Raw genomic sequence first — 17,174 nt, 5'->3', positions numbered from 1 at the left:
CAGCACTGGTGCTTGTTACTCACCCTGTCGCGTTCTCAGTATTGTTTTCACCGGACACCATATGGCTATCAAGAAGAACGAACTTTACTCCTCCCTTTGGGCGAGCTGCGATGAGTTGCGTGGCGGAATGGATGCTTCACAGTACAAAGACTATGTGTTGACCCTACTGTTTATGAAGTACGTCTCTGACAAAGCTAAGGGCAACCCTTACGCGATGATTGAAGTGCCGGAAGGTGCAAGTTTCGACGATATGGTTGCTCTCAAGGGCAACAAAGAAATTGGCGAAAAAATTAACAAAACCATCAGATTACTGGCTGAAGCTAATGACCTGAAAGGTGTTATCGACATTGCTGACTTCAATGATGAAGATAAGCTTGGTAAAGGCAAGGAAATGATCGACCGCCTTTCCAAGCTGGTGGCAATCTTCGAAGGGTTGGATCTCTCAGCCAACCGCGTTGATGGAGACGATCTGCTGGGTGATGCCTACGAATATTTAATGCGTCACTTTGCTACAGAATCAGGTAAATCCAAGGGGCAGTTTTACACCCCGGCAGAGGTGTCACGCATTTTGGCGAAAGTGATTGGCATCAGTAAACAGACACCACAAGATGCTACCGTTTATGACCCTACCTGTGGTTCAGGCTCACTGCTGTTGAAAGCCAGTGACGAAGCCGGTCCGAAAGGACTGACCATTTATGGCCAAGAGATGGATTATGCGACCAGCGCACTGGCGCGTATGAACATGATCCTGCATGACAACACAACTGCTAAAATCTGGAAAGGTAACACCCTGGCCGATCCACACTGGAAAGATGGCAACGATAATCTGAAAACCTTCGACTTTGCTGTAGCCAACCCCCCTTTCTCCAACAAAAACTGGACCAGTGGGCTGGATGCTGCAAACGATACTTATGACCGTTTTATCTGGGGGACTCCGCCTGAAAAGAACGGTGACTATGCTTTCCTGTTGCACATCATCAAAAGCCTGAAAAGTACCGGCAAAGGTGCTGTGATCTTACCTCACGGCGTTCTGTTCCGTGGCAATGCGGAAGCACGTATTCGTGAGAATCTGCTCAAACAGGGCTACATAAAAGGCATTATTGGCCTGCCTGCTAACTTGTTCTACGGCACGGGCATTCCTGCATGCATCATTGTCATCGATAAAGAAGGCGCGCAAGCCAGAGCGTTCAACGCTAATGGCGATAGTCAACAAGGCATCTTTATGATCGATGCTAGTAAGGGCTTTATTAAAGACGGCAATAAAAACCGCCTACGTGCCCAAGATATCCATAAAATTGTCGATGCATTTAATCGGGAGCAGGAAATTCCCCGCTTCAGCCGCCTGGTGCCGCTGTCTGAAATTGCTGCCAACGACTACAACCTCAATATCCCTCGCTATATAGACAGCAGCGATCCGGAGGATCTGCACGACCTTTCTGGTCATTTGGCTGGTGGCATTCCCGATCGCGATATCGATGCCCTTAGCGCTTACTGGCAGGTTTTCCCTACTTTACGTCAGGATCTATTCGAACCTGCCCGCCCAGGCTACAGCAATGCTCGAGTTGAAGCAGATAAAGTGAAGAGTACAATTCTGGCACACCCGGAATTTGCCGCTTTCAAAGCAGGAGCACTGATACCATTTGAAGAATGGTTTACAAGTTGTCAGCTTGAAGAAATTGCTCGCGGCGACTCACCGAAACAACTGATTGAAGAAATTGGTGAGCGTCTCCTCGCTGCCTATGCTTCTGAAACCACCGCTGATGTACCGCTGCTAGAGAACTACGCTATCTATCAGTTGCTAATGGATTACTGGATGGAAGTGATGCAGGACGACGTTTATGTCCTGAGCCAGGATGGTTGGCAAGCAGGTAAAGTGCTACGTGAGCTGGTTGTGGAAAAAGGCGAAAAACTCAAAGAAACGCCCGATCTGGTAATTGGTAAGAAGAAGTATAAGGCTGAACTATTACCGCCAGCCCTTATAGTGGCTCGCTATTTCACTCCCGAGCAGCAGGAGCTCGATCAACTACAAATCGCTTATGATGAAGCAGTTCAAGCGCTGGAAAGCTTCCTTGAAGAAAACAGCGGTGAAGATGGACTACTTGCCGATGCGATGAATGACAAAGAAAAAGTGACCGCTGCCAGCGTGAAGGCTCGTCTTAAAGTTGCCACTGATAAAGAAGAAAAGGCAGCACTGAAAACTGCCCAGGCGTTGTTTGATTCTGAAACCAAAGCCAAAAAAACGCATAAAGAAGCCCAGGATAAACTGGACTTTGCTGTATTTGTTCATTACCCAAAGCTCACTGACAGCGACATTAGAATTCTGTTAGTACAGGATAAATGGAAAGCTAGCCTAGTTGGTACCCTGGAAGCAGAGATTGAACATGTTACGCAGCGGTTGACAAATCGTATAAAAGAACTGGAAGAACGTTATAACGCTACTCTGTCAGATATTATTCAAAACTTGGCTGAACTGGAAGGCAAGGTTCTGAGTCATCTTAAGATGATGGGGCTGGAGTCGGTATGATGGAGAATCAAAACAAAGTAATGTCTAGGAAAGTTATTCCACCGGGTTACAAGCTGACGGAAGTGGGAGTGATTCCAGAAGATTGGTTATTACAAAAACTAGGCTTACATGCATCATTTCGAACGGGACCATTTGGAAGTGCGTTGCATAAATCAGACTACGTCGATGGTGGTATTCCAGTCGTCAACCCAATGCAAATTGTTGATGGAAAAGTGGTACCAACTTTTTCAATGGCGATTTCTGGTGATGCAGCCAAAAAATTAGTAGAGTTTCGACTTTCGGTTGGTGACGTTGTTATTGGGCGTAGAGGCGATATGGGCAGATGCGCTGTGATTACTGAAAAAGAAAATGGATGGCTTTGTGGTACTGGCTCAATGATTATTCGCGTTAAGCCGTCATGTGATGCAGCATTCCTTCAAAGAATTCTATCAAGCGCTTCAGTTATTTCTGCAATTGAAAATACCTCTGTGGGAACTACGATGATAAACCTCAATCAAGGTACCTTGAGAGAGCTACAGATCGTACTTCCAGAAAATAAAAATGAACAAATCGCTATTGCCAATGCACTTTCTGACACCGATGAGTTGATTGCAATCCTAGAGCATTTGATCGCCAAAAAACAATCCATCAAAACTGCCACCATGCAGCAACTGCTAACTGGTCGTACTCGCCTACCTCAATTTGCTAAACATCCCGATGGGACTATCAAAGGATATAAATCCGGCGAGCTAGGGCATATTCCAGAGGATTGGGAAGAGCGCGAAATAGGCAAGTTCGCCCCATTGCAAAGAGGTTTTGATTTACCTGCCAGTAAAAGAAGTGAAGGATTATATCCAGTAGTATATTCAAACGGCATAGTTAACACTCATAATCATTTCCAAGTTAAAGGTCCAGGTGTGGTTACAGGTAGATCTGGGACATTGGGAAAAGTTCACCACATTGCGTGTGATTTTTGGCCTCATAATACATCGCTTTGGGTTACAAAATTCATTAACTCAGATTCAAAGTTTGTCTACTATATTTTTAAATATATCGGTTTTGAACGCTTCGCAAGTGGTTCAGGGGTACCAACCTTAAATAGAAACGATGCCCATAGTTTTAAAGTGGCTATTCCTTCGTCATTAAAAGAGCAAACTGCCATCGCCACCATCCTTTCAGATATGGATGCTGAACTCACGGTGCTAGAGAAAAAACTCTCCAAGATCCGGAATATAAAACAAGGGATGATGCAACAACTGCTGACCGGGCGTATCCGTTTACCACTGGATAACCAGCCATGAAACATGCCCTTGATAAGACAATTCTGTCGGTCAAGGGTCTACTGAGCCTGACTGACGTAACCATTCCGGCCTATCAGCGTCCTTATAAATGGACGGTAAAAAATATCAGCGATCTGTTTGCGGACATAAACAGTCATCTCGATAAATCGGCCTACCGCTTGGGCTCAGTAGTGTTTCATCAGCCTGAGAGCAATGAAGAACATAGACTGGATATCGTCGATGGTCAGCAACGAACTTTAACATTAATGCTGGCAGTATGGGCCATTATCGAAACCCGACTTGCTGAATTGGAACGTCAGGATTTGCAGGAAGCGCTAACCCAGCTAAAGCCCTCCGTTGAAGGTTTTATGGGACGGCAACGCTTTGCCAGTCAGATATCGGAATACAATCTGTACCAGAATTATCAGGAGCTAAAACGTAGGGTTAGCCACCGAGAATTCAGTGAGCAACATATTGATTTTCTTCTCAACCACTGCCAAGTGGTGGTTTTTGTGCTGACTGACCTTTCTGAAGCCTTTCAGTTCTTCGACTCACAAAATGCCCGTGGGCGAGATCTGGATCCACACGACCTGCTTAAAGCCTTCCATCTACGTGAATTCGCCAGCCATGAGGTAGAACTAAAAGCTGCTTCCGTTGCCCATTGGGAAGGATTACCCAGCGATGACCTGGCTAATCTTTTCGCATCCTATCTCTACAGGGTACGTCAGTGGTCACAGGGGAATTCAGCTCGTTTCTTTGGTAAGGATGAAGTCGGCCTATTCAAAGGGATCAACCTTGATCAGATTGGTCAGTTCCCTTATGTGGAATCTTTGCGCATAGCGCACCATTTTGTAGATGACTATAACAATCAGTACCAGCGCAAGATTGATGGCCAGAAAATGCGTTTCCCTTTCCATCTCGATCAGATGATTATCAATGGAAGACGCTTTTTCGAGATGGCGGAACACTACCAGCAACAGGTATCGGCAATTATCTCCAGTGAGCATGCCAGCACTCATACTCAAAAACCGTTAATGATTCAAGGCGCAGCCCTTGGTGAAATGGCGACTCAGATACTAAGAACGTTAAATAGCTATCACAATCGCTATCGGACAGGAGATCAATATATACGCACTATGTTTGATTGTGCTCTGATCTTTTATATCGATAAATTTGGTGGGCAGTCCTTATCTGCAGCGATTGAAAAAAGCTTTATCTGGGCCTATAGATGCCGAATCCGACAGCAGGTGGTACAGCTAGCTACTATGGATAAGTATGTGCTGGAAAATAATCTGTTCCGGGTAATCAAAGAAGCCAGAGTACCTGGTGATGTGCTATCTATGCCATTACTCACAGTTAGGGCATCAGAAAATCACAATAACCGCCTAAAAGGTAACTATGAACAAGATGAACTGGTGAGGCTGTTCAAGGAGATGAACTACTATGAGTGATGCAAAGGTAACATCCTTTACTGTCAGATCATTACTGGGTGATGCATCTCATTATCTTATCCCCATGTACCAGCGTAACTATGCCTGGGGAGAAGGTGAGATCGTTCAACTTGTGCAGGACATACTCGACTACCAGCGAAAAAGCCTTCATAGCCCACTCCCTCAAACTTACGACATCGGTACGTTGGTCGTGTTCACTCGCCCTGATGGGCAGTCAGAGATAATCGACGGACAGCAGCGTTTCACTACCCTATCCCTTCTTGCTACCTGGTTAAAAAAACAAGCGGGATCCACGCTGGATATGAGCTGGTACCAAGGGATTAACTTAGGGTTTGAGAGCAGACCCAAGTCTGGCGAAACCTTTGCTCGGCTCTGGCAAGGTGTGGAACCGCATAAACTGCGGAGCAAGGAATTTAATGAAGGGCTGATCAATGGCTATGAACTTATTGGCATGGTACTACGCGACTTGAAATTAGTTGGTGAGTCATTAAACCATTTTTGTACCTATATGTTCGACCATGTACAAATAGCCCGAATAGAAGTGCCTGCCGATACCGACCTCAATCATTTTTTTGAGGTGATGAACAATCGAGGTGAGCAACTCGAAAAGCATGAGGTGGTGAAAGCACGACTAATGGGGGTACTCAACGAGATAACGGACCTGCAAGATCGACAGAGCAACCTGAACACCCTCTCACGAGTTTGGGATGCTTGCTCCAACATGGAACGTTATGTCCAGTACGGTTTTATACCAGCCGAACGTCATCAATTATTTGGGCAGGAAAATTGGGGGCAATTCGTGCCTGCTGATTTTAATTCTCTAGCTGACATGCTTATCCCGTCGACTTCGGAGCTTGGCACAACAGAGAACCAAACAAACCGCACACTGGCTGACATTATCAAGTCATCTTCAATCGTAAGTGGTGATAGAAGTGAAGAAGATGAAGGTAGCTCAGAGCGTTTTAATAGTGTTATCAACTTCTCCAACTTCCTACTCCATGTGTTGCGTGTCTGCAGCAACACAGGTAAGAACAGAGTAGATGTTCCGCTTGACGACAAACAATTAATCGAACAGTTCGAACTTCGACTGTTAAAGCAGAATAACCCGGTTAAAGCGGTACAGGATTTCGTCTTTGCACTTCTCAAATGCAAATACCTTTTTGATCAGTTCGTGATAAAACGAGAGTTCGCGAAAGGTAGCGATAGCTGGAGTTTGAAACGCCTGCGTTGGTATTCGGAAAAGAGCACCAGTTATACCAATACGTTTAATGAAGATGATGGTAGCTATGTAGACATCAACCGACAGATTCTGATGCTACTTTCCGCATTCCATGTTTCAACCCCTACTCTGGTTTATAAACACTGGTTGAATGGAGCTTTGTACTATCTGTTTAATGCCCATTCCACTGAAAACCAGATAGATGCAAGGAAGTACCTCGGGTATCTGGAGCATCTCGCCTCCTCGTTTGTCTTTCAAAACTTCCTGGCAGAACAAGAACCAAAATCATATTTTGAGATTATCTACGGTAAAGAGCTACATCTCCAACCTGTGGTACTGTCGGACAAGATTAAGAAGAAGATGCGCTTTGGGATGATAGCAAACAACCTGGTATTCAATTACCTGGACTACTTACTCTGGTGCCGTGACAGACATAAAGCTGAAGTAGTCAAACGTTTCGAATTTACCTTCCGAAGCTCAGTAGAGCATTTCTATCCCCAGCACCCCATGGATGGCTATAGGACATTAGCAGATACATCGTTGCATACCTTCGGCAACCTCAGTCTGATTAGCCACAGCAAGAATTCGCGACTTAGTAATTTCCAGCCAAAACAAAAGCAAGAGTACTTCGAAGCGAGCCTTGAGCGTAATGAAATTGATAGTCTGAAACTGCTCGCCATGATGGAGCTGATGAAGAAGAACAATCAGTGGGGGGAAGAAGAAATCGCCACTCACGAAGCGGAAATGCTGGCAGTGTTAACCAGTGGTAGTGATAGCGTATTTAGGGAGGTGTTATGAACAGTGTTGGTCAACGTGAACGCATGACACAAAAACGTGTTATCCAGTTATTCACCGATCATCTCGGTTATCACTATCTTGGTAACTGGCACAAAAGAGAAGACAACCGGAACATCGAACCAGGCTTAGTTTCTGCCTGGTTAACGAAATGCGGCGTTTCAGAAGTCCTAATCGCCAGAGCATTACGTCAACTAGATCGAGCCGCAAGCCTCGGTGAAGGCCGTATCCTCTATGATGCAAACAAAGAGGTCTATCGCCTGCTACGCTACGGCGTGAAGGATAAAGAAGGTGCTGGTGAGCAGAATCAAACCGTGTGGTTGGTGGACTGGAAAAATCCAGAAGCCAATGATTTTGCTATAGCTGAAGAAGTGACCTACAACGGTGAAAATAAAAAGCGCCCGGATTTGGTGCTGTATGTTAACGGTATTGCGCTTGGTGTCATTGAGCTAAAACGTTCTACAGTTTCAGTTTCAGAGGGCATCCGCCAAAACCTCGATAATCAGCAAAAAGCCTTCATCCGCAACTTCTTCACTACCATCCAATTGGTGATGGCCGGTAATGATTTAGAAGGGCTTCGCTATGGTGTAATCGAAACGCCGGAGAAATATTACCTTCAATGGAAAGAAGCCGCGGAATCACCTCACGCCTACATGCTTGATCGTCACCTGGCTCAGATATGCAATAAACAGCGCCTGCTGGAATTGATCCACGACTTTATCGTTTTCGATGCTGGAGTGAAAAAAACCTGCCGTCATAACCAATATTTTGGCGTCACTGCAACAAAACCGTTTATTCAACGCAATGAAGGCGGGATTATATGGCATACCCAGGGCAGTGGTAAAAGTCTGACAATGGTTTGGCTGGCAAAGTGGATCAGAGAAAATATTACCGATAGCCGAGTTTTAATCATTACCGACCGTACAGAACTTGATGAACAGATCGAGAAAGTGTTTAACGGTGTGGAAGAAGAGATCCTTCGCACTCGGAGCGGTGCGGATCTGGTGACTCGCCTGAATCAAACCAAACCCTGGCTTATATGCTCACTCGTGCATAAATTTGGTCGTCAGGAAAAGGATGACAAAGACGCTGACACGGACGATTTTATCGATCAAATGAAACGAAATATCCCTGCCGATTTTAGCCCGAAGGGAAAATTATTCGTGTTTGTGGATGAGTGCCACCGAACCCAATCCGGCAAATTGCATTCGGCAATGACAAGCATTTTGCCAGATGCACAATTTATCGGTTTCACCGGTACCCCGCTGATGAAGAAAGATAAGAAGAAGTCAGTGGAGGTCTTCGGGCCTTATATCCACACTTATAAATTTGATGAAGCAGTCAATGATGGGGTTGTACTGGACCTGCGCTACGAAGCTCGTGACATCGATCAGCGGGTCAAATCTCAGAAAAAAGTCGACCAGTGGTTTGATGCTAAGACATCTAAACTTTCTCGCCTTGGCCAACAGCAACTCAAGCAGAAATGGGCTTCGATGCAGAAGCTGTTGTCGAGCCGCTCGCGGCTGGAACAGATTGTGGCTGACATCCTTCTCGATTTTGAACAAAAGCCACGACTCGCCGACGGCCGCGGTAACGCTATGCTGGTTTGTTCCAGCGTCTATCAGGCCTGCAAATGCTATGAGATGTTTAGTGAAGCTGGTTTTGCCGGTAAATGTGCGATTGTGACGAGCTACCAGCCAAATGCCAGTGAGATTAAAGGCGAGGAGAGCGGTGAAGGACTGACTGAGAAACTGGCCAAGTACAACATCTATCGCAAAATGCTTGCGGAGTATTTTGAACAGCCTGAGGCTGAAGCAGCCAAACGTGTAAGTGATTTTGAAAAAGAGGTCAAACAACGCTTCATTAAAGAACCGGGCCAGATGCGCCTTCTGATAGTCGTTGATAAGTTATTAACTGGCTTTGATGCTCCTTCAGCAACTTACCTCTATATCGACAAGAAAATGGCTGATCACAACCTTTTCCAGGCGATATGTCGCGTTAACCGGTTGGATGGTGAAGATAAAGAATACGGCTATATTGTCGACTATAAAGACCTTTTCCGCTCATTGGAAAAAACAGTTCAGGACTACACCGCAGAAGCCTTTGATGGCTACGACAAAGAAGATGTAGCCGGTTTATTGAAGGATCGATTGCAACAGGCGAAAATCGATCTTGATGGTGCTCTGGATGCCGTTCGCACCCTCTGCGAACCAGTAAAAATGCCACGCAATCAACTTGATTATCAGCATTATTTTTGTGGAGAATCAGGGGCGTCGATAGAGCAGTTATCTGAGAAAGAAGCTTTACGTCTGACATTGTATCAATCCGTGGCAAAGCTTATCCGTGCTTTTACCAATCTGGCAGGTGAGCTAACAGATGCTGGTTATAGCGAGCCGCAGGCAAATCAAATCCGCATTGATGTTGAGTTTTATACAAAAGTCCGCGACGAAATAAAAATATCCAGTGGAGATTTCGTGGACATGAAGCAGTTCGAGCCAGGTATGCGGCAGATGCTGGATCTTTGGGTGGATGCCGATCCTAGTGAAACTCTTATGGATTTTGAGGAACTAGGGCTGCTTGAGTTGATTATTGAACGCGGAGAAGAAGCACTGGATGGACTTCCAGCCGACATGCGTGGCAACCAAGAGGCGATGGCTGAAGCGATTGAAAATAACGTTCGCAGAACCATTGTTGATGAAAACCCAGTCAACCCGAAATACTACGAAAAAATGTCGGTGTTGCTTGATGAACTGATCGCACTTCGTCGTCAACAGGCTATCTCCTATCAAGATTATCTGGAGCGCGTACGTGAACTAGCGAAGCAGGTTAAACATCCGCAATCCGGAAGTAAAAGTACTTATCCAGCAAGCATTGATACCCTTGCCAAGAAAGCGTTGTATGACAACCTCGGGCAGGATGAAGTGTTAGTTATAAAGATAGATACTGCAGTACGTCACACTAAAAAGGCCGACTGGTATGGGGATCGTTTTAAAGAGCGCGAGATCAGCTTTGCTATCGCGGAAGAAATTAAAGGTTATTCAGTGACGGTCGCGGATGTTATGGCTCTGGTGAAGGCACAGAAGGAGTACCGCTGATGCCGTTGGTTACATTTGGTGAACTCACTCTCGATCTGCAGCGTAAGCCAATCAAAAACTTGCATATCAGCGTACTTCCTCCGGATGGCCGAGTAAGAGTATCGGCTCCCGTCTCACTGTCAGACACAGCTATCAGGATGGCTGTTGTCAGAAGGCTGGTATGGATTCGACAGCAGCAAGCACAATTTCAGTCTCAGCCGCGCCAGAGTGAACGAGAAATGTGTAGCGGCGAAACACACTACCTTTGGGGAAGGGGATATCGGCTGGATGTAGTTTTAGTAGATAAGCCCGCTGAAGTGAAACTTCAGGGTGGCTGGATACGAATGAAAGTACCTCCACATTATGATACGGCTCAGCGGGAAGCAGTTCTCAACCAGTGGTATCGAGGTATTTTAAAACAAAGACTGCCTAAGTTAATGGCAAAATGGCAGCAAGAGATAAAAGCTGAAGCCAGTTTTGTTGGTATCAAGCGAATGAAGACCAAATGGGGAAGCTGTAACCCACAGACCGCACGTATCTGGATCAATCTCGAACTGGTAAAAAAACCACCTGAATGCCTTGAATTCATTGTGGTTCACGAGCTAGTTCATCTACACGAACGCAAGCACAATGAGCGTTTTATCGGTCTGATGAGTATTCACTTGCCAAACTGGCGTGAACACAGAGCTAAGTTGAATAAAATGCCCTTGGCTTATAATCACTGGGGATATTGAAATTTAATCAGAAAATGGTTGATACTATTGCATCAACCATCTCCATCAATTATCAATATATTTTTTCATTTCTCTTTCTAATCCGTGCAATGTTGATAGTAGTTCTTCACGCTGTTGACGTAATCTCTCAAGATCAACAAAAACCTGCTCCTCATGCTTCTTAACATACCGAGATATATTTAAATTAAAATCATTTAATTGTATTTCATCATAAGAAGCCACATGTGAAAAATCATCGACACTACTCCTTTCAAAGTAGCATTTTGATATTTTTTCAATGATTTCATTTGTTATCAAATTGCGCCCTTTTACGGGTTTAGCCAAATCAGATGCGTCAATAAACACGACATTAGAATTGTTTCTATCTCTCCTGAATATCAAAATGGCAGTTGGTATCGCTGTCCCAGGAAGCAATCTATCTGGTAGACCTATTACCGCATCTAACAACCCTTCACTGATTAAATTTTTCCTTATACTCTCCTCTTGACCTCCACGGAACAATACGCCGTGAGATACCAGTATGGCCATTCTACCAGTTGCACTTTTAAGTGTTGAAACCATGTGCAAAATAAAGGCATAATCACCCTTAGACTGAGGTGGGAAACCTAAATTAAAGCGACCATAATCATTACGTACTAAATCATCATGATTCCAACCGATAATATTTAACGGAGGGTTAGAAGCAACTACATCAAACTGCATCAATCTATTATCTGTATCCAGAAGCTGAGGGTTAGATATTACATCCCCCCATTCTATCCGACTATTAATTTCGTTATGCATAATCATATTCATTTTAGCCAAGGCCCAAATGGATCTATTAACTTCTTGACCAAACAAAGTATAATTATCGCTTCTAAAGGATTTTTTTATTTTTTCCCCTAGGGTAATTAAAAGAGAACCAGACCCACAAGTAGGATCACAAATACTATCTCCATCCCTAGGCTGCAATAACTCTGCAAATAGTAGTGAAACACCGTCTGGAGTATAAAATTCTGCCCCCCTCATAGCCGAGTCAGATGCAATTTTTTCAAAAAGATATCTACATGCTACTTTTATCTTTTTATTACCATCCTGGGTATAATCAAATTTCATTTCAGGACTTGCAAAAATATCGAGTAATTCATTAAGCATCCGGTCCCTTTCTGATTTTGCACCAAAATTAACCGTCGCAAATTTTATTGACTCGAATAAATAACCACCTCTACTTTGGCAGACAGAATCAATAGCCTGATCAATTAATCTCAGCGAATCATCAATCCTCTCTCCGATATAATCACCATGATTCTTAGCATCATGATATATTTTATAAAAACTAGCATCCTCTGGTACTCGAGAAACAATTTCTAACAACTCAGAATATTCTCCATTGATTAAATCGCACTCATAATCAGACTTAACATCAGAAATATATTTCAGCAATAAAATTGAAAATATATAATCTTTATAAGAAGATGAGTCAACTTTCCCTCTAAACAAATCACAAGCAAGTAAAAGTGATTTATGAAGCATCTTCATTTCACTCATTTTCTAACCCCTCGCTATTAATGATACTTTCACATATACCATCAAAGAGCACATCGCCATTTTGTATTAGTGAATTATAGACTATTTTTTGTTTATTCCAGTTTCTATTAATAGAACCAATCTTTTCTTGAACCCCCAAATTTGGGAGTTTAACAGTCATTTTAGAAACCGTTTTTGAATTAACTTTACTAATACTAGTACCTTCACTCAAACTGCGAAAATATTTACTTCCAGAAGTAGAGTTAATATACCAATGTAAATAATGTGGTAGTATTAAATTTTCATTACATCTAATTACTGCTAACTGATTGGACGTAATGATTGGTTTGCCTAGATTCCCTTCGATAATCCCAGCTGAAAACACAGGTCCCCGCAGACGTAATAAAATATCATTAGGGAAAAGATAATGCTTCTCAGGATTACCTTCTGGGATAACAGAAGTTAAAGCATCTAGATCTAAACTGCCGTCCAGCCCAATATCTTTCGTCTGGATGAGATAACAGGAGCCTTGCTCACCAGCATCTTGTATTGCCGATTTAAAGGGCATCCCTAAACGGATCTCAGCAACACTCTCTAATGTAACAATTTTATGCATAAGTAAGTTAGGGAGATTACTCTCCCTTTCCTCCAGTAGTTTTAAGCACAATCGAGTGTTTCCAATTCACATCCCCCACACGTACATCTAAATCCATCTGCAATGAGGAAAAGGAGAGCGCGTGTACCAGCATAACAATACAAGCCATATTCCCCCCCTTACTTATTGACTTTTTACGCAGGGATTGATATTTTTTTTCGTTCATTTTGTTAAAGCCTCTCATAGCGGTTTTGGCCAGAATGTTTCGGGTAAATAGCAGTTGCCGCTGCTATTTACTCCCTCCCTTCCCTAGGTAGTAGCGTCGTACTAGGTCAGTGAGAAGACTATAACAGGTTACAGAGAATTTATGCAACAGTAGCGTCGTACTACTTTTTCACGATGTCATTGTCGCTATGCATCATGGGCTCACTAACCTCATGATTATTCTTATTTATCTTGCGAATTCATGATAGAAAAATATTTTGGTGTTACTTTCCAAAATCAAACGGACTTACCCCTATCTCCCGGTTCGCATCCAGATAATCCGCCCACCACTGCAGCATCAATCTGCGCTCCCCCAGATGTTCCGCTTTATGGATGTAGGCAGCCCTAACAGAGCTACGCTCCTGATGGCTCATCTGCCGCTCTACGGCATCCCTCGACCATAGACCCGATTCAATCAATGAGCTACAGGCCATTGTCCTGAAACCATGCCCACAGACTTCCGTTTTCGTGTCATAGCCCATCACTCGCAAAGCCTTGTTCACCGTATTTTCACTCATGGGTTTACGAGGATCGTGATCCCCAACGAAAATCAGTTCTCGATTTCCATTCATGCTTTTGATCTTTTCCAAAATAGCGAGAGCTTGCCGCGACAAGGGAACAAGATGAGGCGTGCGCATTTTCGAACCACGCTGAGAATGCTTAACACCTTCTAAAGGTTCACGCTCACCCGGAATCGTCCACATAGCCGTATCAAAATCTACTTCAGACCAGCGTGCAAAACGTAGTTCACTTGAGCGGATAAACACTAACAAAGTGAGCTCGACAGCTAATCGAGTTAAAGGCCTGCCGGAGTAATGGTCAATGCGATGAAGTAATTCAGGTATACGGTTAAGCTCCAGAGCAGCACGGTGCTGTCTTTTCGCCGTAGCAACTGCACCGGCAATCTCTTGTGCTGGGTTGTAATCGATTAAGCCGCTCTGAACGGCAAACCGCATAATCGCGGTCGTTCGCTGTTGTAAACGGGCTGCGACTTCAAGCCGCCCGGATGACTCAACTGCTTTGATAGGTACGAGCAGATCTCGCGTCTTCAATTCAGCAATGTTCCGCTTACCAATAGCAGCAAAGAGATTATCTTCCAGGCTTTTCAATACACGAGCACTATGCGATGCCGACCACTTCTGATTACTGGCATGCCAGTCTCTGGCTACCACTTCAAACGTTATCGCCTCTTGCTCCAGCTCTACCTTAACGGCTTTCTTGTTCTCACTGGGATCGATGCTGTTTGCTAACAGCTTACGGGCTTCATCCCGGCGTGCCCTGGCATCCGCCAGCGAAACTTCAGGATATTTTCCCAATGCCAGCATTTTCTCTTTGCCGCCGAAGCGATAACGAAGCCGCCAGTATTTGGAGCCATTAGGGTGAACCAACAAAACCATGCCTTCACCGTCAGTAAGTTTATAGGCTTTTGCTTCCGGCTTAGCCGAACGAACCTTCACATCACTCAGAGCCATGATGAGTATCCTTTCAAGGGTTCTGTGTGGGTACAAACATTATCGAACCGGGATATACCCGCAGTTGTACCCGCATCAGTAAGTTGATGTAGATTGAATCAGGTTGACTTAGGTTGAGTGAAAAAGCGAGGAAAGCCTTGCGGATACTGGATTTCAGGCACAAAAAAAGACGTCCGTTGACGTCTATTGATGTTCCGATGGTGCCGAAGGCCGGACTCGAACCGGCACGTATTTCTACGGTTGATTTTGAATCAACTGCGTCTACCGATTTCGCCACTTCGGCACTGTAGAAGGGTTGCGGTAAGCGTCTGCCATTATACCCGCCGGGGATCGCCATGCAAGCGAGGTGATCGCCTGGCGTCGTCGATTGCCGAAAAAAACAGCGGCTTATACGCTATTTCCCTTCTGTAGCCTGTCGGTTGCCCCCTCTTTTCAGAATCCGATCCCGATTCCGGCACGCTGCAACGGTTTACATTTGCCCCGCTTTGTTATCTGATCCTGTTAGCGGTTTTACTAATCTGAACCGCTTCTCTCTCCCGGAACAGGATCACGCTATGCGCTTTTATCAGGTTGAACCAACGCTGGAAAACTACTGGCGCGGGGTGATTCTGTTCGGGCGCAACGCGGCCACCTATAAGTTTGCGCTGGCTCAGGCGCTGTACGATATCCAGCAACAGAAACCGGGCAGCGATCTAATTCTGCTGGCGGATCTGGCGCAGCCCTTTAGTCAGCATCTCTGTCGCCATCTGCAGCAGGCGCCAAAGCAGGGCACCGCCGGTCGCAGCCGCTTTCTGGATGCCTGCCAGCAGTTTAATCGGGGGGAGATCGGGCAGGATCGGCTCACCGAACTGACCGTGCGGCTGGGGTTCGCCAATGTGCTCGACGCCTTTCATATCGTCAACCGTGCGGAGATCGCTACCCGCTTTTTTGTGGACGAGCGCAAAAGCCATGGCTCTATCCGGCTTACGGAAAACTTTTATCAGTTGGGGGAGCGGCCCCAGTACCACAGTCTGGCCCTGGAAACCGAGGCGCGCTGGCGACTGGTGGAGCAGGCCTGGGCCCAGGGCATTTCACGGCAGCTTATCGGCGTGGAATACGATGAACAGACCCGTATGCTGTTCAGTCAGCTTAACGCCCGGCGGGTGAATATCACCAGCTGTCGCGATGCCCTGAACGGCTATCAGAAGGGGCGCTGCTTCTACTGCGACACGCCTGTTTCCCTGCGCAGCGGCGACCAGAATCTTGCCGATGTCGATCACGTTATCCCCTGGGCCATACGCGATAAGGTGCCCAATATCGACGGGGTCTGGAATCTGGTGCTGGCCTGTCGCAACTGCAATCGCGGCAGCGCTGGTAAGCTCGCGCTGGCGCCGCCGAAGTGGGCGATGGAAAGGCTACGCCAGCGCAACGACTATATTATCGACAGCCATTTGCCGCTGCACGAAACCCTGTCCAGGCAAACCGGCGCCACGGCCAGCGCCCGGCTGCATTTTCTGCAGCGGGCGTGGAATACCGCCATCGAAACGCTGATCCATATCTGGCAGCGGCCAGCGCCCCGGGGAGAGGAAACGCTGTAATGACTCAGGAGTACTACCAGCACAACGCTCAGCGCTTTTTCAACGATACCGTCGCGGTAGATATGGAATCGCTATACCGCCCTTTTACCACCCGGCTTCCACCCGGCGCCCGGGTGCTGGACGCCGGATGCGGTTCCGGGCGCGATGCTCTGGCCTTCCGGGGGATGGGTTATCGGGTCGATGCCTTCGACGCCTCCCCGAATCTGGCCGCACTGGCCCGCGCCCATAGCGGCCTGCCAGTGCGCGAGATGCGCTTCCAGGATCTGGAGGCGCAAGCATGCTATGAAGGTATCTGGTGTTGTGCTTCGCTGCTGCACGTGGCCCGGGCAGAGCTGCCGTCAGTCATGGCGCGGCTGGCCAGGGCGCTAAAGCCCGGCGGGGTGTGGTATCTCTCCTTTAAGTACGGCAACGAAGAACGCCGCCAGGCCGGGCGATGCTTTACCGATCTCGACGAGTCTGGCCTGAACGCCCTGCTCGCCCCCCTGCCCCAGCTCACCCTGCTGGAATGCTGGCAAACCCGGGATCTGCGCCCGGAACGCAGCGAACGCTGGTTGAATGCATTGCTGCGGCGGGAAAGCTGAATACCGCCATCTGGATACTCTGACCGCCTCACTACGCGCCATGGAAGCCGCCCTGGCCGCGCATTAATACGTGATAAAAATCACATAAATAATGAAACATCCGGCAAACCCGCCCGTCAGGTA

Annotated in this window: 12 protein-coding genes and 1 tRNA gene; 8 read left to right on the top strand and 5 right to left on the bottom strand. The window is 46.2% G+C overall.

Annotation, left to right across the window (positions count from 1 at the left end; all coding sequences use genetic code 11):
- Positions 1–61: 61 nt before the first annotated feature.
- The 6 genes from FEM41_RS08500 to FEM41_RS08475 are packed head-to-tail and all read left to right on the top strand — an operon-like array spanning position 62 to position 11,056.
- On the top strand, positions 62–2,524 hold the full coding sequence (locus tag FEM41_RS08500; protein ID WP_138095569.1) for a type I restriction-modification system subunit M: 2,463 nt from the start codon (positions 62–64) through the stop codon (positions 2,522–2,524).
- Positions 2,521–3,804: a restriction endonuclease subunit S gene (locus FEM41_RS08495; RefSeq protein ID WP_206665549.1), complete on the top strand. Its 1,284-nt coding sequence runs from the start codon at positions 2,521–2,523 to the stop codon at positions 3,802–3,804. The genes FEM41_RS08500 and FEM41_RS08495 overlap by 4 nt, the downstream gene beginning before the upstream one ends.
- Positions 3,801–5,234, top strand: a complete 1,434-nt coding sequence (locus FEM41_RS08490; protein ID WP_138095568.1) for a DUF262 domain-containing protein — start codon at positions 3,801–3,803, stop codon at positions 5,232–5,234. The genes FEM41_RS08495 and FEM41_RS08490 overlap by 4 nt, the downstream gene beginning before the upstream one ends.
- Entirely contained in the window at positions 5,227–7,251 is a 2,025-nt protein-coding gene (locus tag FEM41_RS08485; RefSeq protein ID WP_138095567.1) for a DUF262 domain-containing protein, read from the top strand. Before FEM41_RS08490 ends, FEM41_RS08485 begins: the two co-directional genes overlap by 8 nt.
- Positions 7,248–10,343, top strand: coding sequence for a type I restriction endonuclease subunit R (locus FEM41_RS08480; RefSeq protein WP_138095566.1), 3,096 nt, complete (start codon positions 7,248–7,250; stop codon positions 10,341–10,343). Before FEM41_RS08485 ends, FEM41_RS08480 begins: the two co-directional genes overlap by 4 nt.
- A complete protein-coding gene (locus FEM41_RS08475) occupies positions 10,343–11,056 on the top strand; it encodes a M48 family metallopeptidase (RefSeq protein ID WP_087835533.1) in 714 nt (237 codons plus the stop codon). Before FEM41_RS08480 ends, FEM41_RS08475 begins: the two co-directional genes overlap by 1 nt.
- A 45-nt stretch (positions 11,057–11,101) precedes the next feature.
- Here FEM41_RS08475 and FEM41_RS08470 read toward each other — a convergent pair whose 3' ends face one another.
- The 5 genes from FEM41_RS08470 to FEM41_RS08445 all read right to left on the bottom strand — a co-directional run bounded on the left by FEM41_RS08470 (position 11,102) and on the right by FEM41_RS08445 (position 15,176).
- Complete coding sequence (locus FEM41_RS08470) at positions 11,102–12,583, bottom strand: N-6 DNA methylase (RefSeq protein WP_138095565.1); 1,482 nt, start codon at positions 12,581–12,583, stop codon at positions 11,102–11,104.
- Entirely contained in the window at positions 12,576–13,178 is a 603-nt protein-coding gene (locus FEM41_RS08465; RefSeq protein ID WP_087835535.1) for a restriction endonuclease subunit S, read from the bottom strand. The genes FEM41_RS08470 and FEM41_RS08465 overlap by 8 nt, the downstream gene beginning before the upstream one ends.
- 16 nt (positions 13,179–13,194) lie before the next feature.
- A complete protein-coding gene (locus FEM41_RS08460; protein WP_001003202.1) occupies positions 13,195–13,383 on the bottom strand; it encodes a hypothetical protein in 189 nt (62 codons plus the stop codon).
- A gap of 262 nt (positions 13,384–13,645) precedes the next feature.
- The gene (locus tag FEM41_RS08455; protein WP_138095564.1) at positions 13,646–14,893 is read right to left on the bottom strand and encodes a tyrosine-type recombinase/integrase; all 1,248 of its coding nucleotides are present in this window, start codon (positions 14,891–14,893) and stop codon (positions 13,646–13,648) included.
- 198 nt (positions 14,894–15,091) lie between these two features.
- A tRNA-Leu gene (locus FEM41_RS08445) sits at positions 15,092–15,176 on the bottom strand.
- A gap of 271 nt (positions 15,177–15,447) precedes the next feature.
- Between FEM41_RS08445 and FEM41_RS08440 the strand changes: the two genes are divergently transcribed.
- Positions 15,448–16,470 carry an HNH endonuclease gene (locus FEM41_RS08440; RefSeq protein ID WP_138095563.1) on the top strand — a complete coding sequence of 341 codons (1,023 nt, stop codon included), beginning with the start codon at positions 15,448–15,450 and terminating at the stop codon, positions 16,468–16,470.
- Positions 16,470–17,051, top strand: a complete 582-nt coding sequence (locus tag FEM41_RS08435; RefSeq protein WP_138095562.1) for a class I SAM-dependent methyltransferase — start codon at positions 16,470–16,472, stop codon at positions 17,049–17,051. The genes FEM41_RS08440 and FEM41_RS08435 overlap by 1 nt, the downstream gene beginning before the upstream one ends.
- Positions 17,052–17,174 lie beyond the last annotated feature (123 nt).

It is taken from the genome of Jejubacter calystegiae, from assembly GCF_005671395.1.
In the GTDB taxonomy this organism is placed as follows: Bacteria; Pseudomonadota; Gammaproteobacteria; order Enterobacterales; family Enterobacteriaceae; genus Jejubacter; species Jejubacter calystegiae.
Note: the sequence above shows the minus strand (reverse complement) of the source record. Positions and strands in the feature narration are given on the sequence as shown.

Excerpts from the sequence above, each read along its gene's own strand:
- FEM41_RS08435 (WP_138095562.1), top strand. The coding sequence starts at position 16,470 with ATGACTCAGGAGTACTACCAGCACAACGCTCAGCGCTTTTTCAACGAT.
- FEM41_RS08440 (WP_138095563.1), top strand. The coding sequence starts at position 15,448 with ATGCGCTTTTATCAGGTTGAACCAACGCTGGAAAACTACTGGCGCGGG.
- FEM41_RS08485 (WP_138095567.1), top strand. The coding sequence starts at position 5,227 with ATGAGTGATGCAAAGGTAACATCCTTTACTGTCAGATCATTACTGGGT.
- FEM41_RS08475 (WP_087835533.1), top strand. The coding sequence starts at position 10,343 with ATGCCGTTGGTTACATTTGGTGAACTCACTCTCGATCTGCAGCGTAAG.
- FEM41_RS08455 (WP_138095564.1), bottom strand. The coding sequence starts at position 14,893 with ATGGCTCTGAGTGATGTGAAGGTTCGTTCGGCTAAGCCGGAAGCAAAA.
- FEM41_RS08490 (WP_138095568.1), top strand. The coding sequence starts at position 3,801 with ATGAAACATGCCCTTGATAAGACAATTCTGTCGGTCAAGGGTCTACTG.
- FEM41_RS08470 (WP_138095565.1), bottom strand. The coding sequence starts at position 12,583 with ATGAGTGAAATGAAGATGCTTCATAAATCACTTTTACTTGCTTGTGAT.
- FEM41_RS08465 (WP_087835535.1), bottom strand. The coding sequence starts at position 13,178 with ATGCATAAAATTGTTACATTAGAGAGTGTTGCTGAGATCCGTTTAGGG.
- FEM41_RS08480 (WP_138095566.1), top strand. The coding sequence starts at position 7,248 with ATGAACAGTGTTGGTCAACGTGAACGCATGACACAAAAACGTGTTATC.
- FEM41_RS08495 (WP_206665549.1), top strand. The coding sequence starts at position 2,521 with ATGATGGAGAATCAAAACAAAGTAATGTCTAGGAAAGTTATTCCACCG.
- FEM41_RS08460 (WP_001003202.1), bottom strand. The coding sequence starts at position 13,383 with ATGAACGAAAAAAAATATCAATCCCTGCGTAAAAAGTCAATAAGTAAG.
- FEM41_RS08500 (WP_138095569.1), top strand. The coding sequence starts at position 62 with ATGGCTATCAAGAAGAACGAACTTTACTCCTCCCTTTGGGCGAGCTGC.